This is a genomic window from Rubrivirga aquatilis, from assembly GCF_046845665.1.
Lineage (GTDB): Bacteria > Bacteroidota > Rhodothermia > Rhodothermales > Rubricoccaceae > Rubrivirga.
The window spans coordinates 976,904-1,002,245 of the sequence record NZ_CP177355.1 but is presented as its reverse complement, the minus strand read 5'-3'; the positions used below and the strand labels follow the sequence as shown (position 1 = coordinate 1,002,245).

At 73.9% G+C, this 25,342-nt stretch carries 26 protein-coding genes; 13 read left to right on the top strand and 13 right to left on the bottom strand.

The features are described from left to right. Nucleotides 1–3: 3 nt before the first annotated feature. From ACLII4_RS04380 to ACLII4_RS04360, 5 genes are all read right to left on the bottom strand, one after another. Nucleotides 4–2,598, bottom strand: coding sequence for a carboxypeptidase-like regulatory domain-containing protein (locus ACLII4_RS04380; RefSeq protein ID WP_412069676.1), 2,595 nt, complete (start codon nucleotides 2,596–2,598; stop codon nucleotides 4–6). Then, the gene (locus ACLII4_RS04375; RefSeq protein WP_412069675.1) at nucleotides 2,595–3,500 is read right to left on the bottom strand and encodes a FecR family protein; all 906 of its coding nucleotides are present in this window, start codon (nucleotides 3,498–3,500) and stop codon (nucleotides 2,595–2,597) included. Before ACLII4_RS04375 ends, ACLII4_RS04380 begins: the two co-directional genes overlap by 4 nt. Before the next feature lie 80 nt (nucleotides 3,501–3,580). Then, entirely contained in the window at nucleotides 3,581–4,495 is a 915-nt protein-coding gene (locus tag ACLII4_RS04370) for a hypothetical protein (protein ID WP_412069674.1), read from the bottom strand. A gap of 283 nt (nucleotides 4,496–4,778) precedes the next feature. Beyond that, nucleotides 4,779–5,357 (bottom strand): RNA polymerase sigma factor, encoded by a 579-nt coding sequence (locus ACLII4_RS04365; protein ID WP_412069673.1) that lies wholly within the window; start codon nucleotides 5,355–5,357, stop codon nucleotides 4,779–4,781. A 43-nt stretch (nucleotides 5,358–5,400) separates the two neighbouring features. After that, nucleotides 5,401–6,045, bottom strand: a complete 645-nt coding sequence (locus ACLII4_RS04360) for a hypothetical protein (RefSeq protein WP_412069672.1) — start codon at nucleotides 6,043–6,045, stop codon at nucleotides 5,401–5,403. Nucleotides 6,046–6,232: 187 nt separating this feature from the next. On the opposite strand from ACLII4_RS04360, the gene ACLII4_RS04355 reads away from it, so the two are divergent. Then, the gene (locus tag ACLII4_RS04355; RefSeq protein WP_412069671.1) at nucleotides 6,233–7,081 is read left to right on the top strand and encodes a DUF2391 family protein; all 849 of its coding nucleotides are present in this window, start codon (nucleotides 6,233–6,235) and stop codon (nucleotides 7,079–7,081) included. A 5-nt stretch (nucleotides 7,082–7,086) separates the two neighbouring features. Then, nucleotides 7,087–7,587 (top strand): hypothetical protein, encoded by a 501-nt coding sequence (locus ACLII4_RS04350; protein WP_412069670.1) that lies wholly within the window; start codon nucleotides 7,087–7,089, stop codon nucleotides 7,585–7,587. 3 nt (nucleotides 7,588–7,590) lie between these two features. On the opposite strand, the gene ACLII4_RS04345 is transcribed toward ACLII4_RS04350, so the two are convergent. Continuing rightward, the gene (locus ACLII4_RS04345; RefSeq protein WP_412069669.1) at nucleotides 7,591–8,778 is read right to left on the bottom strand and encodes a hypothetical protein; all 1,188 of its coding nucleotides are present in this window, start codon (nucleotides 8,776–8,778) and stop codon (nucleotides 7,591–7,593) included. 196 nt (nucleotides 8,779–8,974) lie between these two features. Between ACLII4_RS04345 and ACLII4_RS04340 the strand changes: the two genes are divergently transcribed. The 6 genes from ACLII4_RS04340 to ACLII4_RS04315 all read left to right on the top strand — a co-directional run bounded on the left by ACLII4_RS04340 (nucleotide 8,975) and on the right by ACLII4_RS04315 (nucleotide 15,660). After that, nucleotides 8,975–9,823 carry a DUF2391 family protein gene (locus ACLII4_RS04340; protein ID WP_412069668.1) on the top strand — a complete coding sequence of 283 codons (849 nt, stop codon included), beginning with the start codon at nucleotides 8,975–8,977 and terminating at the stop codon, nucleotides 9,821–9,823. A gap of 116 nt (nucleotides 9,824–9,939) precedes the next feature. Beyond that, on the top strand, nucleotides 9,940–10,398 hold the full coding sequence (locus ACLII4_RS04335; RefSeq protein ID WP_412069667.1) for a hypothetical protein: 459 nt from the start codon (nucleotides 9,940–9,942) through the stop codon (nucleotides 10,396–10,398). Between the two features lie 119 nt (nucleotides 10,399–10,517). Beyond that, nucleotides 10,518–12,611 carry a hypothetical protein gene (locus ACLII4_RS04330; protein ID WP_412069666.1) on the top strand — a complete coding sequence of 698 codons (2,094 nt, stop codon included), beginning with the start codon at nucleotides 10,518–10,520 and terminating at the stop codon, nucleotides 12,609–12,611. 43 nt (nucleotides 12,612–12,654) lie between these two features. After that, nucleotides 12,655–12,894, top strand: coding sequence for a hypothetical protein (locus tag ACLII4_RS04325; protein ID WP_412069665.1), 240 nt, complete (start codon nucleotides 12,655–12,657; stop codon nucleotides 12,892–12,894). 97 nt (nucleotides 12,895–12,991) lie between these two features. Continuing rightward, a complete protein-coding gene (locus ACLII4_RS04320) occupies nucleotides 12,992–13,216 on the top strand; it encodes a hypothetical protein (RefSeq protein WP_412069664.1) in 225 nt (74 codons plus the stop codon). Between the two features lie 176 nt (nucleotides 13,217–13,392). Next, nucleotides 13,393–15,660 (top strand): amino acid permease, encoded by a 2,268-nt coding sequence (locus ACLII4_RS04315; protein WP_412069663.1) that lies wholly within the window; start codon nucleotides 13,393–13,395, stop codon nucleotides 15,658–15,660. Between the two features lie 12 nt (nucleotides 15,661–15,672). Here the strand turns inward: ACLII4_RS04315 and ACLII4_RS04310 are convergent, their stop codons facing one another. After that, nucleotides 15,673–16,083 (bottom strand): DUF1801 domain-containing protein, encoded by a 411-nt coding sequence (locus tag ACLII4_RS04310; protein WP_412069662.1) that lies wholly within the window; start codon nucleotides 16,081–16,083, stop codon nucleotides 15,673–15,675. An 88-nt stretch (nucleotides 16,084–16,171) separates the two neighbouring features. Between ACLII4_RS04310 and ACLII4_RS04305 the strand changes: the two genes are divergently transcribed. Together ACLII4_RS04305 and ACLII4_RS04300 are read left to right on the top strand one after the other, a co-directional pair. Continuing rightward, complete coding sequence (locus tag ACLII4_RS04305; RefSeq protein ID WP_412069661.1) at nucleotides 16,172–17,224, top strand: saccharopine dehydrogenase family protein; 1,053 nt, start codon at nucleotides 16,172–16,174, stop codon at nucleotides 17,222–17,224. A gap of 94 nt (nucleotides 17,225–17,318) precedes the next feature. Beyond that, on the top strand, nucleotides 17,319–17,723 hold the full coding sequence (locus tag ACLII4_RS04300; RefSeq protein WP_412069660.1) for an ExbD/TolR family protein: 405 nt from the start codon (nucleotides 17,319–17,321) through the stop codon (nucleotides 17,721–17,723). Here ACLII4_RS04300 and ACLII4_RS04295 read toward each other — a convergent pair. The 5 genes from ACLII4_RS04295 to ACLII4_RS04275 form a co-directional block, all read right to left on the bottom strand. Next, on the bottom strand, nucleotides 17,720–18,322 hold the full coding sequence (locus ACLII4_RS04295) for a class I SAM-dependent DNA methyltransferase (protein WP_412069659.1): 603 nt from the start codon (nucleotides 18,320–18,322) through the stop codon (nucleotides 17,720–17,722). The genes ACLII4_RS04300 and ACLII4_RS04295 overlap by 4 nt on opposite strands. Next, nucleotides 18,315–19,040 (bottom strand): PIG-L deacetylase family protein, encoded by a 726-nt coding sequence (locus ACLII4_RS04290; RefSeq protein ID WP_412069658.1) that lies wholly within the window; start codon nucleotides 19,038–19,040, stop codon nucleotides 18,315–18,317. The genes ACLII4_RS04295 and ACLII4_RS04290 overlap by 8 nt, the downstream gene beginning before the upstream one ends. Further along, nucleotides 19,037–20,194, bottom strand: coding sequence for an acyl-CoA dehydrogenase family protein (locus ACLII4_RS04285; RefSeq protein ID WP_412069657.1), 1,158 nt, complete (start codon nucleotides 20,192–20,194; stop codon nucleotides 19,037–19,039). The genes ACLII4_RS04290 and ACLII4_RS04285 overlap by 4 nt, the downstream gene beginning before the upstream one ends. A gap of 2 nt (nucleotides 20,195–20,196) precedes the next feature. Next, on the bottom strand, nucleotides 20,197–21,258 hold the full coding sequence (locus ACLII4_RS04280) for a glycosyltransferase (protein ID WP_412069656.1): 1,062 nt from the start codon (nucleotides 21,256–21,258) through the stop codon (nucleotides 20,197–20,199). 114 nt (nucleotides 21,259–21,372) lie between these two features. Next, entirely contained in the window at nucleotides 21,373–23,094 is a 1,722-nt protein-coding gene (locus ACLII4_RS04275; protein ID WP_412069655.1) for an aldehyde dehydrogenase family protein, read from the bottom strand. Nucleotides 23,095–23,186: 92 nt separating this feature from the next. Here ACLII4_RS04275 and ACLII4_RS04270 point away from each other — a divergent pair, with 92 nt between their 5' ends. Beyond that, nucleotides 23,187–23,327, top strand: coding sequence for a hypothetical protein (locus ACLII4_RS04270; protein WP_412069654.1), 141 nt, complete (start codon nucleotides 23,187–23,189; stop codon nucleotides 23,325–23,327). Nucleotides 23,328–23,608: 281 nt separating this feature from the next. Here the strand turns inward: ACLII4_RS04270 and ACLII4_RS04265 are convergent, their stop codons facing one another. Continuing rightward, on the bottom strand, nucleotides 23,609–23,953 hold the full coding sequence (locus ACLII4_RS04265; protein ID WP_095514603.1) for a ferredoxin family protein: 345 nt from the start codon (nucleotides 23,951–23,953) through the stop codon (nucleotides 23,609–23,611). A 65-nt stretch (nucleotides 23,954–24,018) separates the two neighbouring features. Between ACLII4_RS04265 and ACLII4_RS04260 the strand changes: the two genes are divergently transcribed. Further along, nucleotides 24,019–24,732, top strand: coding sequence for a hypothetical protein (locus ACLII4_RS04260; protein WP_412069653.1), 714 nt, complete (start codon nucleotides 24,019–24,021; stop codon nucleotides 24,730–24,732). A 129-nt stretch (nucleotides 24,733–24,861) separates the two neighbouring features. Beyond that, complete coding sequence (locus ACLII4_RS04255) at nucleotides 24,862–25,116, top strand: CsbD family protein (RefSeq protein ID WP_412069652.1); 255 nt, start codon at nucleotides 24,862–24,864, stop codon at nucleotides 25,114–25,116. Nucleotides 25,117–25,342 lie beyond the last annotated feature (226 nt).

Genomic DNA, 25,342 nt, shown 5'->3' with positions numbered 1-25,342 from the left:
GGGCTACCAGTGGACGGCGAGGTCGACGGTCGGCAGCACGCCCGCGTCGTAGATGTCGAGCGGGACGACGCCCAGGCGGTCGGCGACCGGCCGCTTCACCACCTGCGTCGGCTCGCGCGAGATCACGTTGTCGGCGTCGGTCGCGTTGCGGACGGCGAGCGCGAATGTCAGCACGGCGGGCCCGACGGCGCGCTGGGCGACGAGCCGGAGGTCGAGACGCGAGAGCGGGGCGAGCCGGTCGGCCTCACCCACGGCCCCCGCCAGCGGGTTCGGGACGCCCGACGCGACGGTCCACGAGGCGGCGAGCCGGACGCCGCCGCCGAGCGGGCCGTCGGCCAGGAGCGTGGCCCGAGCGCGGCGGTCCCACGTCGCCGCGAAGGCGGCGCCGTCGGCGAGCGCGGGGTGCTGGAGGTCGGCGCGAGCAAGTGCCGCGCTGGCGCCCAGGCTCCACGGCCCGAGCGGCGCGGCGACGAGCGCCTCCAGGCCCCGGGCGTCGCCGTCGACACCGGTGAGCCAGGGGCGCGTGAGGACCGTCGCGTCGGTGATTCGGCGAGCGTCGGCGCCCTCGACGTGGAGCCAGAGCCCGCGCGTGGCCTTGGCGTACGCCGTGAGCGAAGCTGTCACGCCCCCGGCCCGGGCCTCGACCGTCAGCTCCGCCAGGTCCCCCTCGGTGATGGTCTCGCCGGACGTCGACAGGACCCAGGCCGCCGCGCCCGCCACGTCACCGAGCGTCAGCCGGTGGGCAACTTGCACGCTCCTCCCCGCTCCGGCCACGACCGCCACGCCCGGCGCGGCCGTCCAGCGCGCGCGCAAGCGGGGGCTCAGCCTCGCACCGCCGACCGAGGTGAGGTGCGCCCGAAGGCCTGCGTCGATGTCGAGCGCGGGCAGGAGGTGCCCGCCCCAGCCCGCGTGGAGGTCCAGCCGCCGGGCCGTCCGATCGGCGACGAACGCGGGCCGCTGGGCGGCGGTCTCTTCGTAGCGCTGGCCGTAGAGGTGGAGCCGGTACCCACCCGAGGCCACGCCGCCCGCTAGCACGGCGTCCACGCGTTGGGCGACGACGCCCTCGCGGAAGTCGTTCACGTATCCCAACGTGTCGACGCGGCCGAGCGGGGCGGCGGCGAAGAACGAGAAGTCGTCTTGGCCGAACTGTGCGTGATAAAGGCTCCCGCCCATCGTCGAGGCGAGCACGGCCCGGTCCCCCAGCGGGCGGCGGTCGGCGAGGCTGGCGGCCCCGCTGCCCCAGCGGTTGCCCGTCGCGACGGGCTGCTGACGGAGGCCGTCGCCAGCCGTTCGGGCGACGGTGCGCAACGCGTCGAGGCGGGTGTCGTCGCCGCCGGCGTACGCCGTGAGCGTGGTGCTCCCGCCGCCCGGACGCTCGTCGTCGAGTGCGCCGTGGAGGTCCCAGAACCGGGCCTCCGTCGCCGTCACGTCGATCACGCGATCGCTGATCGACGCCGTCCCGTCGGGGAGTGGGCCCGTGTTCGGAGCGGCGCCGAGCCCCTGCTCGACGAGCGCTCCCGAGCCCGGCGTCAGGCCCAAGAGCGAGTGGCGGGCGCCGATGAGGAGCGTCGTCCGGCCCGGCCGGATCGGCGCCGATACGGCCCCCCGCGCGGCCACGCTCGACACGCCGCCCCGCCCCTCGGCCACCCGGGGCGAGCCCGTCGCCGTCACGTAGTCGACGGCCCCGCCCGGGGCGACCTCGACGCGCGCGGGCGCCACGCCGACGTGCAACGCCGCGACGCGCAAGGCGTCGCCGTTGAACGCATCGACCAAGCCAAACAGGTGACGCGGGTTGTAGATCGGGACGCCGTCGAGCCGGACCTCGAAGGCGTCGCTCGGGCTCCCCCGCACGACCGGGCCCTCGCTAAACAGCGCCGACGGCGCGACGGCCGGCAGCACGTCGAGCGCGCGGACGCCGCTGCCCTCCGCGAGCGCGTCGTAGCGGCCGGGCTGGACGCGCTCAGCCCACGCGGGGTCGAGCGTGCGGAGCGCGAGCGCGTCGACCACGACGGGCGCGGCACGCGCGGCCTCGCCCCGCAACCGGAACGCGACCGACGGCCCGCGCGGGGCCGCCGACTGGGGCCGATAGCCGACGTACGACGCCGTGAGCGGCGTGGCGTCCATCGCCTCCCTGTCGCGCAGGGTGAGCACGAACGCCCCACCCTCATCCGCGACGACCCCGCGCCGACCGCCGGCCCAGCTGACGGTCGAGAACGGGAGCGGCCGCCCGGTCTCGGCGTCGACCACGCGGCCCCGAACGACGCGTTCTGGGCGCTGGCGGGCAGACGGAGGTGCGGGCGGGCGGACCGCCCGCGGCGCGGGCACGAGCAGGATCCGTCGGCGCCCGGCGTCGGCCTCGACCCCGACGCCCTGCCCGTCGAGCGCCCGGGCGAGCGCGTCGGGGAAGGCCTCGGCCGTCGTCCGGACCGAGACGTGGGGGCCGGCGACGAGCGCATCCGCGTACAAGAACCGCCAGTCCGTGCGCCGCTCGACGTCCGCGATGACCTCGCGCAGCGGGGCGCCGTCGTAGGCGAGCGTCTGGGCCTGCCCGCCCGCCGCGAGCAGCACGACGACGGCCGCCGCGAGCGCGCGTCTCATCGGGCCACGAACCGGACGCCGTCGCCGTCCGGCACGAACCGACCGCCCAGGATCCGGCCGAGGGCGTCGAGGGCGTCGGGCGGGCTCCCGAGGTCGAGGGCCCCCGAGATCGTCTGACCCGCCACCGCGGTCGGGAGCGCGACGGCGATCCCGAAGTGCTGGCCGAGCTCGTCGGCCACGCGCCGCGCCGTCTCGCGCTCGAACACGGCCTCCCCGCGGCGCCAGTCGAGCGCGGCGTCGGCACGGACGTCCGGGCGGACGGCCACGCCCGCGCGGGTCGCCGTCGCCCCCGTGCCCGCCGCGAGGTCGACCGCCTCCCCCGCCCCGCTCACGCGGACGCGCCCCTCCTCGACGAACACGTCGGTCCGCCCGCCCCACGTGCTCACGTCGAACCGGGTGCCGAGCACGCGCACGCTGGCGCCGCCCGCGGCGACGGTGAACGGCCGGCTCGGATCGTGCGCGACAGCGAAGAACGCCTCGCCCTCGACCCGGTACGCGCGCGCGCCGAGGCGGGCGAGCTCGGTGTGCGGCCGGAGCACGATGCTCGACCCGTCGGGCGCCGTCCACGTGACGACCTCCGCCCCGGCGACGGCGACCACCTCAGGCCCCTGCGCCGTCCACCACAGGCCGACGGCGACGAGCACCATCGCGGCGGCGGCCCACACGCTCCACGTCGGGCGCGAGCGGACGAGCCGGAGCGCCGGGCGATCGGTACGGTCTCCGATCTCGCCGTCGACGCGGGTCCACAGCCGCGCCGACCGCGCAGGGTCGACGGCGGCGTCGTCGGGCCGGGCCGCGTCGAGGGCGGCGTGGAGCGGGTCCGTGCCGTCGGGCGGTTCGCCCGCGTCCAGCCGCCGGGCGAGGCGGCCGTCGGGGTCATCGTCGGGGAGCCGGTCGGTCACGGGGGCACGATACGGACGGGACGCCCCGGGCCCGCAGGCGGCCCGGGGGTCCGGAGGGATCGTCCGAGCGGGGCAGCCGCTCAGACAGAGCCGGGGCGGTCGCTCGCGCGGTCGGTGAGGCCGTCGCCGAGCGAGACCCGGTACACGCCGCGGATGCCGATCAGGCGAAGCAGCGCGCGGCCGTTCTCCTCGAGCTCGACGGTGCCCTCGACGACGCGCGTCTCGGCCTCGCCGTTGCGCGTGACCTCGAGGGTCAGCGTGTACACGAGCTGGCCGACGGCCGCGTGGCCGAGCCCGTCCGGGCCCTCGCGGACCTCGATGCCCGAGCCGCTCAGGACCACGTGGTACGACCGCGAGGCCGTGCCGTCGGGGCCGGTCCGGGTGCGCGTGCCGGTCCGCTCCTGGCGGCCTTCGAGCATGGCCGGGGCCGCGTCGTCGGCAAGCGCCGTCAGCGCCCACGTGCCGTCCTGCTCGAACGTCGAGGTCTGGCTGTGGTCGCCGCGAACCCGCTCGACGACGCCGGAGCGCGTGCCGCCGAAGGTGACGGCGTCGACGGTCGGCCAGTTGGCGGCGGGCTCGGGGATGAAGCCGCCGGTCGCGTCGCGGAACTGGTAGAGCAGCTCCGAGGCGTAGCGGACAAAGCCGAAGTCGGTCTCGGCGCTGCAGGCGTAGGCCACGGTGTGCGTGCCACTGCCCGGGTCGTACGTCAGCTCGACCTCGGCGCGGCAGGGCGGGCGGTCGTGGCGGCGGTGGCCGCGAACGCCGCGCGGGCCGTCGCGCAGGCTGTCGGGCGAGAGCGACGAGGTCATGTCGCGGACAGACGCGGTCAGGCCGCCGCCGTCTTCGGCGAGGGCCTCGGCCAGGATCTCGGTGGCCTCGGCCACCTCGGCGTCGGTGAGGTCGGGGCCGGCCGTGTCGCCGACCGCGTCGCAGGCGGTGAGGGCGAGGAGCGCGCCGAGCACGAGGGCGGGCGAGCGGAAGCGGAAGCGGGTCATGGGACTTGGGGGGGAGTGGAACGGGGGTCGGCGGCGGGCGCCGGTACCGTCCCTACACCCCGGACGAGTCCTCCCCCCTATCCGCCGGTCCGGTTTCTTTCGGCGTCCAGTCCACCCCCCTTGCCCTCCTGAGCGGAGGGCGGAGCCCGCAGCCGAAGGATCTCTGCCGAGCAGGGCGCGGGGGCAGCGCTCTCGCCTCTGACCCGAGAGGCCGCTGCCCCCGAGACCCTTCGACTCTGCCGCGTCGCGACTCCGCTCAGGATGGCGGGGCCGATGGTCACGCTCACGGCCCGAGGAACCGCCCGAGGCGCTCGCGGACGGCCTTCAGCGCGTGGCCCATCTGGTGCTCGACGGTCTTGGGGCTCACGCCCATCACGTCCGCCGCCTCGCGGTGCGTGAGGCCGTCGAAAAAGCACAGCGTGAACGTCTGGCGGCGGCGCTCGGGCAGCTCGGCGACGGCCTGGGCGAGGGCGAGGCGGAGGTCGGCGAGAGCGGCGGGGTCGCCCGGCTCGGCGGCTCGCAACTCCGCATCGAGAAGCGGGCCCGTGCGGGCGGCGTCACGGACGGCGTTGAGCCCGCGCGTCAGTCCGATGCGGAAGAGCAAGCCCCGGAGCGAGCGTGCTGGGTCGATCCGGTCGCGGTGCTCCCAAATCCAGACGTAGGCCTGCTGCGCGAGGTCGTCGGCCGTCGCCGGGTCGAGGCCGCGCCGGGCGAGGGCGCGCAGGAGGTCGCCATGCGTGGCGTCGAAAAAGCGCCGGAAGGCGCGGCGGTCGCCGCGACGGATGCGGTCGGCCTCGTCGGGCGCCCCCGCCGCCAGCAGGGCGGCGAGCCACACGGCGAGCACGGGGGCGAGGGCGGTCACAGCGGCAACCTACCGGCGCGGCCGGGGAGGTCACCGGATCGACTCAGTCGCCCCGCACGAAGGGGCGGACAAACAGCTCGATGGCGCCCGCGCTCGGCGTCCCGTAGCTCGGCTGTGGCTGGGGCCCGCGCTCGCGGTGGATGGAGACCATCGGGCAGTCCCCGGCGGGGACCTCGAACTTCGTCGCGCCCAACAGCTCGCCCGACTGCGCCACCCGCACCGCGTAGTCGTAGACCGTGTCGTGCAGCTGCACCGACCACTCGGCGCCCGCGTCGTTGTCGTACCCGTCGCACACCTGGGCGGGCGTCGCGACGATCCGGTGCGCGCACACCACCAACTCGGCCTGGGCGAGATTCGGCCACGACACGCGCCAGCCGTCGGGGAACGTGCCGGCGGAGGTCGATTGGTACTCGATGCCGTCGGCGGAGGTCAGGGTGAGGAACGGGTGGACGCCGGGCTCGGCGTGGTACGCGGCGGCGGCGGGCTGGCCGGAGGTCCCGCGACACACCGAAGCGAACGCTCGGGCGAACAGCGCCGAGTCCGGGGCGGCGGGGTCCGAGGCGGCCGTGTCGGAGGCCACGGTGTCCTCGATCGGGGCGGGGTCGACCTCCACCCCGTCGGGCGGATCGCTGGCACAGCCGGCCGCCAGCGCGGCGAGCAGGAGCAGAGTCGGGCGGGCAATCGCCATCGGCGGCAAGGGGCGCAGGTGCTCGGAAAGTAGCGGAGACCGCCGCTCCGCCGACGCACGTGCGAGACGCGCCGGCGGCTGCCTGGGGCGGCCCGACCCGTCGCCGTCAGGGCGGCCCCCAACCGGCCGGCGGCGCGGATCCCCGCCGCCGCCGTACCGTGGGGACGCTTCCACCGCCCTCGCTTCCATGTCCGACGACTCGACCGGCGCCCAGCGGAGCCTCTCCCAGACGCTCAAGGGGTATGGCCGCGGCCTGGTCGGCGGGCTGCTCTTCGCGCTCGCGCCGCTGTACACCAGCGAGGTCTGGTGGCAGAGCTTTATCGCCGAGCCGCGCGTGCTGATCGTGGCGACCCTCGTCACGTTCGGCCTCTTGGTCGCCTACGCCCACTATGCGGGGATCCACGACACGGACTCGCTAGGGGAGGAGGTGCTGGAGGCCCTGGAGATCTTTTTCCTGGGGTTCGTGGTGGGCGCCGTCGTCCTCAAGCTGCTCGGCCAGCTCCCGCCGTCGCTCTCGCTCGAGGTCACGGTCAACCGGATCGTGCTCGAAGGGTTGATCTCGTCGATCGGCGTGGCGGTCGGGTCGACGCAGCTCGGCCAGAACCCCGACGACGGCGGTGGCAGCAGCGGCGGCACGGACAAGCGGGGGCTCGTCCACGAGTTCGCGTACTCCGGGCTCGGCGCCATCCTGATCGTCTCCGGGTTCGCCACGACGATGGAGATCGTCGTGATCGCGCTGGAGGCGCCGCCGTGGGCGGTCGTCGTGACGGCGATGCTCTCGTTCGCGCTCGCGCTCGGCGTCATGAGCTACTTCGACTTCAAGGGCTCGGAGCGGATGGAGGGCGGGTGCATCTACGCCGGGGGCCCGCTCGGCGACGCGGCCGTGACGTACGCCATCGGGATCGTCGTCTCGATCGGCCTGCTGTGGGGCGTCGGCCGGTTCGACGGCACGGGGCTCGCCCCGTCCTTGTTTATGATCGTCTACCTCGCCCTCCCCGCCACGATCGGCGCCGCCGTCGGCCGCCTCATCCTCTGATCCCCATGAGCGACTCCCCCTCCACCGACGACTCGGGCGCCGACACCTCAGGCCGTTCAGACTCCGACCCCTCGGACTCGGGCAACGGCTCCGGCGGCTCGGGCGATGGCTCCGGGTCGAGCGACAGCAGCGGTTCGGGCTCCGACAAGGACAAAAACTGGCTGGAGTGGACGATCACCGCGCTCGGCGGCGCGCTCGTCGTGTTCGTCCTCGGGTTCCTGATCTACGAGTGGGCCACCGATACGGGCCAGGCCGCCGACCTGCGCGTCTCGCTCGGCGAGCTCCAGGCCGACAGCTCGTTCGTCGAGATCCCGGTGACGGTCGAGAACCAGGGCGGGAAGGTGGCCGTGGCCGCCGTCATCGAGGTGTGCGCCGGGCCCGACGCCTGCTCCGAGGTCACGTTCGCCTACATCCCCTTCAAGTCGACCGTGACGGGGAGCGTCGGCTTCCGGGCCCCCCTCGCGGCGCCGCCGACCACGCGCGTCGTCTCGTACGGGAATCCGTAGCGGCTACGACTCCTCCGTCAGAAACAGCACGCCGCGGACGAGGTCGCGGCTGTCGGAGCGCCCGCCGAGCGAGCCCGCCAGCACGCCCATCGCGGCCAGGAACAGGCTGAGCTTGACGTGGTCGAGCGTGTCGGTCGCCGCGCCGACCGTCGCCCACGTCTCCATGAGCTGCTCGGGGAAGACGGTGATCACGCCGATGTACATCAGGCCGGCAAAGGCGACGAACAGCACGCCCAGCGTGGCGACCAGCGACAGCACGGTCGCCGCCGCCGTCACGACGGTCGACTCCGCCAGCCGGCGGTCGCGGCCCAGCAGCGACTCGATGGCGAACGCGCGGTACAACACGAACGCGGCGGCGCCGAACGAGACGGCCGAGAACAGCAAGACCTGGGGCATCGTCACGGCCGCCGCCACGTCCCACGTCTCGGCCCCGAACAGCAGCACGATGATGACCGACAGCCCGGCCGCGATCATCGTCGGCATCCGCGTCGCCAGCCGCAGCGGGTTCGCCCGGGCGACGGCGCGCGCGATGCTCCCGGCGTCGACCGCCAGCGTCTTGAGCGTGAACGCGGCGCGGGCGCGCCACGAGGTCCCCGCCGCTCGCGAGTCGTGCGCCTCGCGCGGGAGCATGACGCGGATCTGCTCGCGCTGGGCGTCGCCGAGCTCGTTCATCCCGTCGAGGTCCTCGACCTGCTCGACGGGGTACATCACGTTCGACCGGTCGGGGTCGTGGGCGAGGTTGAGGAGGTGGCCGAACGTGTGGAGCAGCAGCGACGTCAGCCGGCTCGCGGCGCGGTCGGGTGCGGGGTCGTCGCCCCAGAAGCCGGGGTCGAGCCGCTTCGTCGAGACGACGCCGACGTTCGTGAGTTGGCTCGGAAGCGCCAGCGCGTACGCCAGCGACGACGACGTGAGGTCGACCTCGGTCACGATGAGCAGGAACGGCAGGCGGCGCTCCAGCTTCTCGGCGATCCCGATCTGCAAAAAGTCGAGGGGCGCGTACGCGCCGGCGCCGGGAACGAGGTGCGGGCCCTCGAAGGCGAACAGGTCCGTCCGCAGCGCGAGGTCGCCCGTCAGCGTCGCCTCGACCTGGCGGACGGCGCGGTCGACGAGCCGGCGGAACCCGTCCGAGTCCTTGCCCTCGACGTCGAGCGTCATGATGCCGATGGCGTAGTCGGACGACGGATCAGACATGCACACGCAAAGGGGAGGTGGCGGGCCAACCCCCCCCCTGCGCCGCCGTTCCGCTTCCTGTCGCCCTCGTGCCCCCTGACTCGGCGGAGGGGCCGGCCGGAATTTCTTGGCCGGGTCGGCCTGGGCGGGTCAAATCGCCGGTGGAGGGCGGATCGCAGACGCTGCTCGGTCGTCCATCTCGCCACCCGCCGCGCCTATGCCCGACTCTTCCCCACGCGACGTCCGCAGCGTGTCCGACACGCTCAAGGAGTACGGGCGCGGCTTGGTCGGCGGCCTGATCTTCGCGTTCGCGCCGCTGTACACGATGGAGATCTGGTACCAGGGCTTTATCGCGTCGCCCGGCATCTTGCTGTTCGCCGTCGCGGCCACGTATGCGGTGCTGGTGGCGTACGCGTACTACGCCGGGCTCCACACCGACCGCTCGCTGTGGCCCAACATGGCCGAGGCGTTCGAGGCGATCGCGCTCGGGTTCCTGGTCGCCGCCGTCGTGCTGGTGCTCATCGGGCAGCTGTCGTTCGACTTGTCGCCCGGCGTGTTCCTGGCGCGGCTGACGCTGGAGGGCATGACGTCGGCGATCGGCGTGGCCATCGGCTCGGCGCAACTCGGCTCCGACCCCGACGACACCGGGGAGGGGCAGCCCGGGACGGAGGGCGGGCTCCGCGGGTTCGTCCACCAGATCGCCTACACCGTGCTCGGCGCGACAGTCATCATCGCGGGCGTCGCGCCGACGGCTGAGGTGGTGGTGACGGGCATCGAGGCGCCGATCTGGGCGGTCCTCGCCACGACGGTCCTCTCCTTCGCGCTGGCGCTCGCGATCGTCCACGCCCTCGACTTCCGGGGCTCCGGCCACCGGGGCGACGTGTACGCGGGCGGGGCGCTGGGCGACGCCGTCGTGACGTACGCCATCGCCCTCGTCCTGTCCGCCATCCTGCTGTGGTCGACGGGCCGCTTCGACCACGTCGGCTTGGGCGCCGGGCTCAGCATGACCGTCTACCTCGCCTGGCCCGCCACTATTGGCGGCGCCATCGGCCGCCTCCTCCTCTAAGGGCGCGTGGACAGCCACCCAGATCGGCTCCCACGGGCCAGACTCCACCCTCCTCGCGAGGCCGAAATCATGACCTCGTGCGAGCCTGACCCCGCAACTCTCCACACGCCCTAGCCATGCCCACACACACCCGTGACGACGACGAGACGACCGAGCCCGGCGATCCGACGACCGACGATGCCCAGGCGAAGGGCTCGCGCGATGGCGACGCGAGCCCCGCGAAGAACGCCCTCGAGTGGTCCGTCACTGCCGTCGGGGCGCTCATCGTGCTGTTCGTGGTCGGCTTCTTCGTCTACGAACTGGTGGCTGGCGCCAGCGGCCCCGCCGACTTGTCGGTGCGGCTCGGCGAGCCCTCCGTGGACAGCTTGACCGTCGGGGTACCGGTCGAGGTCGAGAACACGGGACAGAAGGTGGCGGAGAACGTCGTCGTAGAGGTCTGCGCCGGGCCGGAGGTGTGCGCCGAGGTGATGTTCGACTACGTGCCGTACCAGTCCAAGGCGACGGGCACGGTGGGACTGGCGGCCCCGCTGGCGGCTCCGCTGACGACGCGCGTGGTGTCGTATCGGGACCCGTGACCGCCCCGCGAGCGCCGGGCGGCGTGTGAATCCGACGGCGGGAGGTTATGCGGACGGGGCCTCGCGGGTCTATGCGGGGGCCACCCGCCTCCGCCCTCTCCACCCGCCTCCGCCCTCTGATGAAGCTGTCCGTCGAGACCGCGACCGCCCTCGCCACCAAGAGCGGGCCAGCACCCTACGTCGAGGCCGAGCCCGTGATCGACCGGGCCGCGCCCGCGCCGGCCGCGCCCGAGGCGCCGTCCGGCCGTGGGGCCCCGGCTCCGACCTTCGAAGCCGCCCCGCCGCCGGCGCCCGACGCCGAGCCGCCCCCTCCCCCCGAGCCGCCGGCTCGCAAGCCGCTGGCGGTCTTCGTGACGCACGGGATGGGCCAGCAACTCCCGTTCGCCACCCTCGACCTCACCGCACGCGGCATCGAGCGGGCGCTCGGCCGGTGGACGTTCGGCGGGCGCGCCGTCCAAGACATCTCCGTCGGTGCGCGGACGGTGCAGCTCGGCGAGATCCGCACGCAGCGGCTGGAGCTCGGCGTGCAGGTCGACGGCGCCGAGACGCCGCTCGACGTCCACCTCTACGAAGCGTACTGGGCGCCGCTCACCGAAGGCCGCGTGTCGCTGCGCGACGTGATGCTGTTCCTGGTCCGGGGCGCGTGGAACGGCTTGCGCAAGGGGGCCGGGCAGCCACTGGAGCGGTTCATGTTCGGCCACAACGCGATCCACGGCGTCCAGGTGGGCACGTTCTTGGGGCTGCTCACGACGGCCCTCGTGCTCGGCTCGCTGGTGCTGTTGAACGGCGTCATCGGCGCGGTCGTCCTCGAAGCCGGCTACGACGTGCTGGCGAACGGTCGGGCCCAGACGGGCGGCCCCCTGGCATCGGCGTTGACGACGATCGTGACGCTCTACCTCGGGGTGACGACCGTGGTCGGCCTGGGGCTTGGGATCGCGGCGAAGACGGCCAACTACGACGCGGCGCGGCCGAGCCGGGCGCGGCGCGCGTTGCTCGCGGTGATAGAGGCCGGGCTCGTCGGCTGGGTCGGCGCGACCCTGCTCACCGGCATGTTGACCCTGTCGGTGCTGCTCTGGAAGGCCGTCGGGCGCCAGGCGGCGATGACGCTGCCGGCGACGCCGATCGCCATCGGGGCCGGGCTGCTGGCGATCGGCGCGGTCGGGGCCGGGGTGCTCTCGCGCCGGCACGGGCGCCGGCTCCAGGCCGGCTACCGCGCCGCGCGCGAGCGCGGCGAGCCGTACGACGGCCGGCCGCTCACCGGCTGGCGCGAGCAGGCCCTGTCGGTGACCCTGACCGCCGCCGTGGTGGCCGTCGTCGGAGCGATCGTGGTCGGGTTGACGGTCGAGCGCCTGCCCGAGGCGCTGGCGGCCGGGAGCATCGGCGCCATCGACGCGCAGTGGTTCCGGCTCGGCGTGTGGTTCGCCCTGTTCGGCGTGTCGGCCCTCATCCGCAACGTGATCGTGCAGTACTTCGGTGACGTGGCCGCGTACGTGTCGTCCCACACGCTCGACCGCTTTGCCGAGCTGCGCCGCGCCATCCGCGAGGTGACGACGACGCTGCTCCACGGCGTCTACCACAGCCGCGACGCCGACGGCGAGCCGGCCTACGCGGGCGTCGCCATCGTGGGGCACTCGCTCGGGTCGGTGGTCGCCTACGACGCGCTCAACCGCGCGCTCACGCTCGACGAGGCGGCCGAGGAACCGGTCGACGTGCTCGGCCGGACGCGCCTGCTGCTCACCTTTGGGTCGCCGCTCGACAAGACGGCCTACATCTTCCGGGCCCAGAACCAGTCGCTGTCGCCGGTCCGCGAGGCGCTGGCGAACGCGGTCCAGCCGCTGATCCAGGACGTCCGGTACCGCGCCTTCCCGTGGGTCAACGTCCACTCGTCGCGCGACGTGATCGGGAGCGCGCTCGACTTGTACGACGCGCCGGTCGCCAAGAGCCGCCAGCGGGCGGCGCACGACGCCGACCACCACGCGGGCGGCCACGACATCGACCCGGACCGGCTGCGCGCGGAGATCGCGCGGCTCCACGCCAGCGTCCAGCCCGCCGGCTGCCCGTACTGCGTCTACGACGTCGAGGACCCGGCGGCGCGCGTGCCCCTCGCGGCCCACAACGAGCACTGGGAGACGCGGGCCGTGTGGGACGTGCTGGTGGCCGCGGCGCTTGCGCCCGCGCTCGACGCCGTCGCCGAGCCCGTGGTGGTGACGTAACGGATCGCCCGCTCGCGGCGTCCCTCACCAGCCCCCCGACCCGATGCCCGACTACACGCCCATCGCCTGCTCCGTCCACGACCGGCTCGAAAGCTGGGCCGTCCGCCGCACGACGGTCGCGGTCGTCTGGCGCGACGGGGACGCGGAGCACACGGCCGAGACGACCATCGCCGACGTGTTCGCGCGTGGCGGGGCCGACTGGGTCCGCCTCGGGACCGGCGCCGAGGTCCGGGCCGATCGGCTGGTGACGGTGGGCGGGGTGGCCGTCGGGCCGGGCTGCTAGCGCGCCACCATGCTGTTTAAACACCAGATCTTAGACTCCGTCTAATGTTGGCCCCGGCGGACCCGCAGCGCGGCTGCCTCGTTGACACCGGACACCGATGCCCACCGCCATGATCGCCCCGCAACCCCAGTGCACCGCCTGCACCCACCTCGACCGGCAGGCTGACGACCAGCACCTTTGCGACGCCTTCCCGTCGGGGATCCCCGACCCGATCTGGACGAATGAGGTCGCCCACACCGACAGCTACCCCGGCGACCACGGCATCCGCCTCGAGCTGATCCCGCTCAACGTCCTGGGTCAGCAGACGACCGGCCAGGCCTGAGCGCCCGCCGGCCCGCTCGGCCCTGGGCGGCCAAGGGGCCCGACGGCGCGGCGACCGTCCCGGCGGGGAGCGCCAAGCGACGGGCGGCCTGAGGGGGAGGGCTCTACGCGGGAGGGCGCCCCCCGTGCCGAGCGGTCGCGCCGGCCGTCTACCTTGGCGCGTTGCCCGCCGCCCCGATGCGCCAGCACCCGACCGCCGACCTCAGCGCCGTCCCTCCCGAGACCACGGGCCTCCTCCCGGGCCCGCGAAAGTTCGGGACGTTCGCGGGCGTCTTCACGCCGACGCTCCTGACCATCCTGGGCGTGATCATGTACCTCCGGATGGGGTGGGTGGTCGGCAACGCGGGCGTGCTGGGGGGGCTGGGCGTGATCGGCCTCTCGTTCGGGATCACCATCGCGACGGGCCTCTCGATGTCGTCGATCACGACCAACATCCGGATCGGGGCCGGGGGCGCGTACTCGATCATCTCGCAGTCGCTGGGGCTCGAGGTCGGCGGGAGCGTGGGGATCCCGCTGTTCCTGTCGCAGGCGCTGGCCGTCGCGCTCTACGTGTTCGGCTTCCGCGAGGGGTGGGGCTGGATCTTCCCCGGGCACCCCGCCATCCTGGTCGACCTCGGCGTGTTCGCCGCCGTGGTGGGGGTGGCCTGGGTGAGCGCGTCGTTCGCCTTCCGGGTCCAGTACCTCATCATGGCCGTCATCGCCGGCTCGCTGGTGTCGGTGGCCGTCGCCGCCGCCAACGGGTCGATGGTGTACGACCTCGCCGACATCGGGCTGGTGGGGCCGTACCCCGGCTCCCCGGAGAACGGGTTCTCGGGGACCTCCTTCTGGGCGGTCTTCGCCGTCTTCTTCCCCGCCGCGACCGGCATCATGGCCGGGGCCAACATGAGCGGCGACCTCCGCGACCCCAAGCGGAGCATCCCCATCGGGACGCTCTCGGCCATCGCCGTGAGCTTCGTGATCTACCTGCTGCTGGCGTACTGGCTGGCCCGCTCCGCGACGCCGGCCGAGCTCGTCTCCGACTACACCATCCTCATCAACCGGGCGGCGTGGGGGCCGGCGGTGCTGGCGGGGCTGCTGGGCGCGACGTTCTCGTCGGCGCTGGCGTCGGTCGTCGGGGCGCCGCGCATCCTGCAGGCCCTCGGCGACCACGGCGTGCTCCCCAAGAGCGCCTGGCTCGCGGAGCGGACCCCGGGCGGCGAGCCGCGCCACGCGCTCCTGGTCACCGCCGCCATCGGCGCCGGGGCGCTGCTGCTGCGCGACCTCAACGCCATCGCCCCCGTCATCACCATGTTCTTCCTGATCACCTACGGGATGATCAACTTCGTGGTGTTCGTTGAGGGGCAGCTCGGGCTCGTCAGCTTCCGGCCGACGCTGCGGATCCCGCAGTCCGTGCCGCTGGCGGGGCTGGCGGGATGCCTCCTGGCGATGTTCGTGGTGAGCCCGGCGTTCGGGCTGGCCGCCGTCGTCGTCGTCGTGGCCTTCTACGGGTACCTCTCGAGCCGACGGCTCCAGGCCCCCTACGGCGATGTCCGGAGCGGGCTCTTCGTGGCGCTCGCCGAGTGGGCGGCCAAGCGCGTCGGCGAGATGCCGACCCGCCAGGAGCGCGCCTGGAAGCCGAACCTGCTCGTACCCGTCGAAGACGTGGCTGTGCTCCGGGGGACGTTCGAGGTCGTCGTCGACGTGGCCGCCCCGCGCGGCTCAGTCAAGCTCGTCGGGCTGAACGGGACGCTGCCCGCTACCGACGCCGAGCGACCCGGCGGCCGCCTCGACCGGCTCCCGACGCTGGCCGAGGCCTTCCGCCGCAAGGGCGTCTTCTCGTCGTACGCCGTGGTCGACGCCGACCGGTTCGAGACCGGCGTCACGACGGCCGTGCAGGCCCTCCGCGGGTCGTTCTTCCGCCCCAACGTGCTGTTCCTGCCGCTCCCCCCGCGTGGCGCCGCCGACAGCCAGCGCGAGGCGGCCTTCGGCCGCGCTATCGACGAGGCCCGCCGCCAGCAGCTCGGCACGCTCGTCTGGGCCCCGCACCCGACCGCCGGGCTCGGCCAGCGCCACGCCATCCACGTCTGGGTCCGCGACCGGACCCCCGACTGGGGCATCTCGATGGACATCGGCAACCTCGACCTGTCGCTGCTGACGGCCTACAAGCTGGAGCAGAACTGGGGCGGACGGATCCGCCTCTTCACCGTCGTCGAGGACCCCACAGAGCTCCCCGACGCCGAGCACTTCCTGACGCGCCTGATCGACCTCGCGCGGCTCCCCAACGCCACGCCCATCGTCGTGGCCGGCCACTTCCGCGACGCCATCGCCGGAGCCCCCCAGGCCGACGTCAACCTGTTCGGGCTGATGCCGGACCCGGCCTTCGAGTCGCTCCACGACCTCGTCGACGCCACGCGCGCGAGCGCGCTGTTCGTCCGCGACTCGGGCCTCGAGAATGTGCTCGCCTGAGGCGCCACGCGGCTAGCTCGCAGTCCCCGCGTACGACGCCGCGATCATCTCGCGGAGCACGCCCTCGTCGACCGCGTCGAGGCGGGTGACGTAGACGCAGCCGACGCCGGAGCGGTGGGGCCCGAGCCGCGCCAGGAAAGCGTCGCGCTCGGCCTGGTTGCAGCCCATGAGGTAGAGCGACGTGTGACGCTTCTGGGGCGCGAAGCCGACCCGCATCCAGTCGCCCTCGCGGCCCGACGCGTAGGTGTAGTGGTAGCGGCCGTAGCCGACGATCTGCTCGCCCCACATCTCAGGCGCCTCGCCGGTCACCTCCGCCATGATTTCGGCGATCCGGCGGGCGTCGTCGCGGCGGCGCTCCGGCTCGACGGCGTCGAGGAAGGCGTCGACGGAAGCGTCGGTGGGCTGGGTCTTGTTCTCGGCCATCGGCTCAGGGGTGAGTGACAGGGGCACGCTACGACGAACCGTGCGACACCCGCATGGCACCCCGTCGGTCCCGGCGCGTTCATCGCCCATGCCCTTCTTGCTCTACGGCGCCACCGGCTACACGGGCCGCTTGATCGCCGACCTCGCCGTCTCGCGCGGCCTCCGTCCCACGCTCGCAGGCCGCAATCCCGAGACGCTCGCGGCCGTCGCCCAAGACACCGGCCTCGACTCCGTGACCGTGTCGCTCGACGACCCCGCCGCGCTCGACCGCGCGCTGGCGAATCACCCGCTGGTGCTCCACGCCGCCGGCCCGTTCTCCCGGACGGCCGCCCCGATGGTCGAGGCCTGCGTGCGGACAGGCACGCACTACCTCGACGTGACCGGCGAGATCGCCGTCTTCGAGGCGCTCGCGGCACGCGACGCCCAGGCGCGAGCGGCCGGCATCACCGTGCTCCCCGGGACCGGCTTCGACGTGGTCCCGACCGACTGCCTGGCGGCGCACCTCAAGGAACGTCTGCCGTCGGCGACCAGGCTCAAGCTGGCGATCCGCGCGACCTCGTCGGCGTCGCACGGGACGGCGCAGACGGCGGTCGAGAACCTGGGCGAGGGCGGCGCCATGCGGCGCGACGGCCGGATCGTCCGCGTCCCTGCCGCACACGATGTCGTCGAGGCGACCTTCGCGGACGGCAAGACGCGGCGCTGCGTCGCGATCCCGTGGGGCGACGTGAGCACGGCCTTCCACTCGACCGGCATCCCCACCATCACCACGTACGCCGCCTTCCCTCCGTCGACGGCGCGGGTGATGAAGGCGAGCAATTACATCGGGCCCGTCCTCCAGTCGGCGCCGGTGCAGGCGTTGCTCAAAGGCTTTGTCGCGCGCCGCGTCACGGGCCCATCCGAGGCCGAGCGTCAGCAGGGCGCGTCGTACGTCTGGGGCGAGGCCACCGACGACGCGGGCGGGCGAGCCGTGGCGACGTGGGCGGGCCCCGAGGGCTACGCCTTCACCGCGGACGCCGCCCTGCGCTCGGCGCTCGCGGTCTTGGAGGGCCGCACCGAGCCCGGGTTCCAGACCCCCGCGACCGCCTTCGGCCCCGACTTCGCGCTCGAGATGGACGGCACCACCCGACACGACGTGGCGTGACGCACGGCGCCAGCGTCGAGACGGTCCGGCCCCGGTCACCGAGCGACGATCCAGGCGGCAGTGTGTCTCAGAGGAGCACCCGCCCCCGCTCGCCATGCTCGCCCGCCGCGCCGCGCCCGCCATCCCGACCGCCTCGATGGCGGACATCGCCTTCCTGCTGCTCCTCTTCTTCCTCGTCGCCACCGCCATCGTCGGCGACCGCGGCATCCCCATCGACCTCCCGCCCAAGCTGACGCAACACGGGCCGTACCTCCCGTCCGCGCACACCGTCTTGGTCGCCGCCGACGGCGCGGTCCAGCTCGATGGCGAGCGCATCGCCCCCGACGCCCTGCGCGCCCGGATCGCCGAGGCCGCGAAGGCTGGCGCCCCACTCGTCACGATCCAGGCCCACACCCGGACCCCGTACGCCGCCTACGTCGACGCCCTCGACGGCGTGTTCATGGGCCACCGCGACGCCGACGCCACGCCACGCCTCCGCTTGCGCGAGCCCGCCCGCTAGCACCGCGCGACGACCGTCAGCCGGTACCCCTCGGCGCGGGCGTCCGACAGGAGCGCCCAGTCCGGCGCGGTGAACGCGGCGTGGACGGCGTCGGCGTCGAGGGGGTAGTCCGTCTCGCCGGTCCAATGGACGAGCACGACGTGGCCGCCCGGCACGACGGCGCTGGCAAGCTGGCGCTCGAACCTCGAGAGGTCCTGCGCCGACAAGTAGTACCCGACCTCGGAGACGACCGCCACGTCGAGCGGCCCGTCCGGCGTCTCGTCAGGGACAGCCCGCTTGGCGACCGTGACGTGGGCCAGCGCGGCCGTCCGCTCGCGCGCCTGCGCCAGCGCCGCGTCCGCCACGTCGATGGCGACCAGCGCGTCGCACCGGTCCGCGAGCGCCCGCGTCAGCACCCCGATCGCGCAGCCGACTTCGAGCGCCCGGGCGTAGCGATCGCGCGGCAGCGCCGCGAGTGTCGCCGCGTACTTGGCCGCCTCGTAGTCGCTCGTCGCGAACGCCCACGGGTCCGGGTCGGCGTCGTACAACGCCTGGAAGTAGCCGGCGGCGATCGTGCCCGACGGCGTGCGGTGGGCGGCGGTGGGCGGGACGTCAGGCATCGGCGGGGTCGAGGTACAGCTCCCAGTCGCGGTCGAAGTGCGCGAGCACCCGGCCTTCGAGCACGAACCCGTCCGGGTCGTCGTCGATGAGCCGCGTCGTCTGGGACACGTGGGCGGCGACGGCGGCCCGCTTGCGGCCGAGCACGTCGGCGATGTCGAGCCGCCACGGGCGCACTTCGTCGGGCCGGGGCGCGCGGTCCGTCGCGGCGTGCTCCCAGGCCCAGACGGCGTACTCGAGCCAGCGCGGCGGCGCGTCGAGGCAGGCGACCGCCGCCCGCGCCAGCGCCCAGGCGTCCTCGTGATCGCAGTGCGGATCCCGGCGCCACGGCACGACGACCGTCTCCGCCTCGCGCAACGCGTCCGCGAGCCCGGCGACGGCCGCCTCGTCGTTGAGGCCGGGCACGCCGCAGTCGGGGTGACGCAAGAAGGACACGGCATCTGCACCCAGCCCGAGCGCCGAGACGGCGGCAAGTGCCTCGCCCTCGCGCAGCGCCGCCAGCCGGTCCGGCGGGTACGCCGCCGAGGCGTGCGACCGCGAGCCATCCGTCACGACGACCACGCGGGGATCGAGCCCGGCGTCGCCCAGGATCGCCAGCAGCCCGCCGCACCCCAGCGACTCGTCATCAGGGTGCGGCGCGACCACGACCGTCCGGCCGAGGTCCAGCGCCGCCTCCGGCTCGCGCAACGGCCACCGCTCCGGCTCTTCGAGGACCGTCACAGGTCCGACCCCTGCGCCCGGCCGGGCGTCTCGAACGCCGCCTGCCCGACGGCCGCGAGCGCCGCGTCGGGCGCTGGCTGGCGGAGGTAGAGCCGCAGGTCGCGGCCGATGCGTTCGACCGGCGACGGCGGCAGCAGCCCCCGCGCGCCGACCGCCCGGTCCACGAGTCGCATCACATTGAGGCAGACGGTCTCGATCGCGCTCCGCACCGCCTGCGCGTAGGTCACGACGTCCGCGACGGAACCGGTCTGCGCCAGCCGCGCGGCGCCGAGCAGCCACAGCGCGCCCGTTTCGAGCGCGACGGACGCCTCGCCGATGCGCAGCCGCTGCGTCTCGTTGTCCGTCCGCCCGAGCGTCTGAAGATGGGCGACTGCAGCGTCGACGAGAGCCACGGCGCCGCCGAGTTGGACGGCGGCGAACCGCACCGAGCCCCCCGTAAAGTGGGGCTCGCGCAAGTAGTCGCCCGGCTCGCCGACGAGCGCGTGCGCATCGAGCTCGACGCCCGTGAAGTCGCACCGGCCGCTCCGGCTCGCGCGCATCCCCTCGGCCGTCCACCACCCGGCGTCCTCCGTCACGTCCGCGCGGTCGAGCGGGACGAGCGCCATCTGCCACCCGCCGTCGGGGAAGGCGCCGTTCGCGAACACGCGCGTCACGAAGCCCAGCCCGGACGCGAACGTTTTCGCCCCTTCCATCCGCGCGCGCCCGCCGGGGAGCGGGGTCAGCCGGACGCCGTCGCGCGGGATCTCGGTGTTCCACACGCCGAAGAGGTGGCCGTGCCGAGCGTCGGCGGCGTACCGCGCGCGCTGGTCGGCCGTCCCGTACGCGTCCACGAGCGCCAGCGCGTTGACGTGCCCCTCGTAGACGCGCCCGACCGGCAAGCTCCCCCGCCCGATCTCGCGGAGCACGAGGTACAGCGCGTGGTCGCAGTCGGGGTCGGTGCCGAGCCCGGCTCCGCCCTCGGCCACGGGGACCGGCGCCGCCAGCAGGCCCGACGCGCGGAGATCATCGAAGGTGGCTTGGGGAAACGCGCCCGGGCGGTCGTCCTCGGCCGCGCGCTCGGCGGCGCGGTCGGCGACGGCGCGGGCGGTCGCCACCCAGTCGGCCGGGGTCTGAACGTCGACCAGATCGCGCGGCGCGGGGAGAGTGTCGATCATGGCTAGGCGGCGAGAGGGACGGCGGGGGCGAGGCGGCGGGCGTGGTCGAGGCGCTCGGCGAGCGAGAGGCCGGTCAGGCGCTCGGCCCGGGCGCGCAGGTCGGCGATGGCGGCTGTGATCGGCTGGCCGCCGTCGGGGGTCGTCGTCAAGGCGTCGGGGGCAGGGTCGTCGCGCTCGGCACGCCACAGACCGAGCGCCGCGAGCCGGGCCTCGGCATCAGCGGCCGGCTCGACCGTCGGCTCGCGCCCCGCCGCCGCCTCTCGTGCCCAGAACGCGAACGCGTCGGCGAGCCCGCCCTCAGCCCGGCCCACGCTCCGCGCCGAGGTCCGGACCCGGACGCGGTCGCTGTGGCGGACCGGCACGTCGGCCGCGACGAGCGCCCGGTACAGCGCCACGTCCTCGGACGTGCGGACCGGCGGGAGCCCGCCGGCCCGGGCATACGCGTCGGCGCGGACGGCGAAGCTGGCGCCGTAGTGCTGGTGGTGGCGGGGGTACGGGTCGTGCGCGTCGGGCGCGTACAGGTGCCGGAGCCGCTCGACGGCCCGGCGGTAGCCAAGGTCCAGGAGGTAGCTCCGGCGGACGCCCGGGGCCAAGGCGGCGCGCTCGCCCGCGTCGAGCCCGATCCGTCCGCACACGGCACCCGCCCCACGCGCCACCTCGGCCGTCGTCTCGCGCAGCCACGACGGCTCGGGCCGGGAATCCGCGTCGGTCGACAGGATCAGCCCGTCCGGCCGGCCGAGCGCCAGCAGCCGAGCGCCCGCCGCGTCGGCGACGAGTTGGCGGGCCCGCCCGACGTGCGCCTCAGCCGGCGCCAGCTCGACGACGCCCACGCGGAGCCACGGCCGGTCCGCCGCGAGCGTGTGCGCGACCTCGACCGACCCGTCGCGGCAGTTGTTGAGCAGCACGAGCGCCTCGACCGACCCCTCGCCCCAGCCGTCGGGCCGGCCGAGCGCACCGAGCGCTGCGACGAGTCCGGGGAGCCGATCCGCTTCGTCCCGAGCGGGCACGACGACCGACGCCCGCAGGGCCGGGTGGGGCGGCACGAACAGGGACAACGGGGACATCCGAGACGGCGGGCGAGTGGGCACCGATGCTACCCCGATGGCACTAAAAAGAGCCCGTCCACCCCCTCCGGAATTCCCGCACACACACCTCAGGGAGCCGCTCGACGACCGGCGCTATCCCCGGAACGCCGACACGACGACGCCCGCCAGCTTCCCCACGCTCGGGGCCGCCGCGAACTCGGTCGCCCGACGCGCCGTCGTGTCGGCCGTCTCGTTCGTCACGAAGTACAGCGGCGCCGGGGCCGTGTGCATTTCGCCCAGCAGGAGCGACCGCGGGAACGGCGCGAAGTACCCCCACACGACCGTCTTCTGCGGCCGGTCGAACAGCCAGCTGTTGTGGACCACGCCCGTCCCGCTCTGGATGTCGTTGCGGACGTGCCCGGGGAACGCGCCCCACGCCGCCTGCGCGGTCAGGAAGCCCGCGCCCGCCCACTGGTTGACGCCGACCGTCCCGTAGCGGAGCTCGGCGAGAGCGTCCTCGAGGGCGTCTCCGAGCGCCCGCTTCGTGCGGGGGTGGATGAGGACCGTCGCGCCCAGTGTGCCGGCCAGCGTCGTGTTCGCCCACGCGACCGCGCGCTCCAGCCACTCACCCGCGTCCTCGCCGCCAGGCAGCGTGGCCACCGCCAGCGCCGAGCCGAAGACCTCGGTCTCGAACGCGTAGCCGCCGGGCTCCGCCGGCACCTCCGCCAGCAGCCGCCCACCGATTTTTTCGGCTTGCGGGTACGCCTCTTGAAAGTCGTCCAGCCGCTCGTCGGCGCCGGGGTAGTAGTCGGGCCGCTCCGCGATCTCCGCCAGCACGGCGCGGATCTCATCGAGGAACGCCGCGCGCTGTGGCCACGCTGCTGGGAGCACGAGCACCTGGGTCCCGATGCAGTTGAAGCCCGCGTTGTGCGTCCGCTGCGAGACCACGTGCTCGGCCTGGAACCGGAGGTCCGGCCCGGACCAGTCGCCCGGGACGACGATGCACGGGCTGACGCCGCCCAGCTCGCTCGACACCGGCGTGTCGATCACCGGCTCGTCGCGGCGCTTGCGCTCGGCGCCCTCGGGCCCGGTCCCGTAGACGATCGCGTCGTGCGTCGCCGCGCTGCCCGTCATATGAATCTCGTCGACCGCCTCGTGCTGGGTGAGGTACTGCCCCACGTCCGCGCCGCCGTACGCGAACCGGAGGTAGCCGGCGGCGACGAACTCGGCGAACACGTTCTCGAGAATCGGCCCGAGGTAGTCGTTGACCGGGTTCAGCTTGAGGACGACGACCTGGCCCTCGGCGTACAGCTTGTAGAGCACGTCGAGCGGCGGGATCGACGCGATGTTGCCGGCCCCCAGTACGAGCGCGACGCCGCCCTCGGGGAAATCGTCCTCGTAGAACACCCCGACCGTGTCGGCGACGGTCGCCGGCTCGACGCCGGGCTCCATCCAGACGTCGACCTCCAGGCCGGCCAGCACCACGCGGTCGGCTAGGTCGCCCGGCACCACGCGGACGACCGTCTGCCCGTCGTCGCGCTGGCGGACGCGCCCGGCCAGCGCCTCGCCGACCGTCCCCGCCTCGATCCGGCGCAGCGTCGTCGCCAGCGGGGCGACGTAGCTGGCGAGCGCCCACGGGCCCGACGACCACTCCTCGCCGCGCAGCGGCGACCCGACCGCGAGCCCCTTGGCGCGCGAGGCCGCCGTCACCCAGCGCGTCGCGGCGTCCAGGATGCGCGGCCTCAGGCCCTCCAGCAGCGCCACCTTCCGCGCGATCGGCAGGCGCGCCCACTCGGTGGCGTGCGCCGACAGGTCCGCGAGCGCGGCGTCGATCTCGGGGCGGGAGGTGTCGGCGGGTGAGACTGCGGGCGTCATGGCGGGAGCGGTGGGGCGGGGTGTACGCCGCCTCGCAGCGCAGGTATCCCACCGGGGCGTCCCCAGCGATCCCTCAGGCGAGGATCAGGGAAATGCCCTTCCCTCGCCGGGGCGGGTGCCGCATCTTCCCTAAGTCCCGTCCGACCAACGACATGGCCCTCCCCTCCCGCGCCACGCTCCGCTCGATGCTCGTCTCGGTGATCCTCGTCGTCTCCCTCGTCGCGGCGCTCTGAGAAACCGGTGCTGCTGGCCGCACGAGTCTGGCACGCAACGTCTCGACCCTGCCCTCTTGAGAGGGGCGTTGGGGAATGGCTGAACCGCCCCGATCACGTCATCCCGAGCCCGCGAGGGATCTCAGCATGACCCTACAGCTTGCGACGAGCGGAAGGACGGGCGTCAGGGTCGTGCTGAGATCTCTCGCATCCGCTCGGGATGACGCTGTAGGGGGTGCCCTCCAAATCCCAAGCAGGGCTCAGGACGACACGCTGGAGGGCGCCCGCCGCCAGCCCGCTCGCTACTCGGCGCCCTCCCAGGTCAGGATGTCCTCTTCGGTCGCGTCGTTCGAGTCGCCGCAGCCCGGCAGCTCCTCCTTCTTCTCGGTGATGTTGTAGCCGAGCGCCTGCCACTGGGTCGCGAGGTAGGTGTTCCACTCGGCGTAGTGCGCCTGGTCCTCGGGCAGTTCGTCGTCGGCGTAGATGGCCTCGACGGGGCACGCCGGCACACACGCGTTGCAGTCGATGCACTCGTCGGGGTGGATCACGAGGAAGTTCGGGCCCTCGTAGAAGCAGTCGACGGGGCAGACCTCGACGCAGTCTGTGTGCTTGCAGTTGATGCAGGGCTGGGAGACGACGTACGGCATGACGTGGGGTTACCGGAACCGGGGGAGCGGCGGCTAAGCTAGCGCGCTCACCCCTCGCAGACCCCGTGCCCCGCCACCTCCTCGTCTCCGCCTTCCTGCTCGCCGTCGCCGGGCTCGCCTCGGGGTGCGGCGCCTCGCACCGCCTGGGCGAGGTCTCGCTCGACGGCCGCCGCGTGGCCGTCACGGCCGCCATCCCGCCCGCGCCGCGCGTCCAGGCTGGGAGCCCGCTCGAATCGGGGATCGACCCCTACGACCCCGTCGGCACCGCCGTCCGCATCGGGACCTCGTCGGCCAAGCGCCGCGCCGCGCGCCGCGCGCAGGCCCGCCTCGACAGCGTCGTCGCCACGGTCGACGTGGCCGACCGCGTGGCCCGGCAGGCGCTGGCGGGATCCGCCCGAGCCCTCGGTTTCGGGACGGCCGCGCGCCCCGAGACCGCCGACTTCGTGCTCGATCTCCGGATCGCCGACTACGCGCTCGTCGCCGACTCTTTCGAGGGCGCCGTCTTCTTCGTGCTCGCGGGCGAAGCGCACCTGCTCGACGCCCGCACCGGCGCCTCGCTGTGGACGGCCGAACTCGCCGAGCGCGAGGTCGTCGACCGGGCCCTGTTCGGGCTGCCCGTCGCCGTCGGCAACGTCATCACCGGGCGCGCGCTCTCCGACCTCTCCGCCGACGAGATGGCGACGGGCCTGGGTCGGCTCGCAGACCTCGCCGCCGAGCGCATCGTCGGCCGCCTGGTCCGCGACTACACGGGCTCGCGCGACGACTACCGAAAGCGATAGCTGGGACTGGGGGGCTGTAACGCCACACCCTAACTGTCTGTGGGATGCCGTCAATGAATTCGACCGGCGGCGGGACCCCACGTGTGTGGAGTGTGTCGGAGGGCTTCCCTTCACCATCCCCCCTCTCTCATGGACGACCTCACCAACGACGCCCAGCGCAAGCTCCACAAGGAAGAAGCGCGGGGCCGCAAGGAGCAGGCCGCCGGCGCCTTCGACGAAGTCAAGGGCAAGATCAAGAAGAACGTCGGCGACGCCATCGACGACCACTCGATGGAGGCGCGTGGCGCCGCCGAAGAGATGGCCGGCAAGGCCCGCAAGACGGCCGGCGACGCCTACGCCGACACGGCCGACAAGGCCGAGGACGCCATCGACAAGCGCCACTAGTCGCTCGTCGCTCCGACCTCTGCGCCCCGCTGGCTCCGGCCGGCGGGGCGCTTTTCGTTGAGAGAAGGGGCCAAAAGCGAAGTGGACAGCACGAGGCGCCGCACAGGAAGCCACAGGCACAGCAGGACGCCTCCGATCCTCCTCTCGTCCATTCCCCTTTTCTCTCGCCCGCCTCCCGCCCCAGCCGCCGCGTGCAGACCGGGGAGCAGGCGGCTAGCTTGGGCGT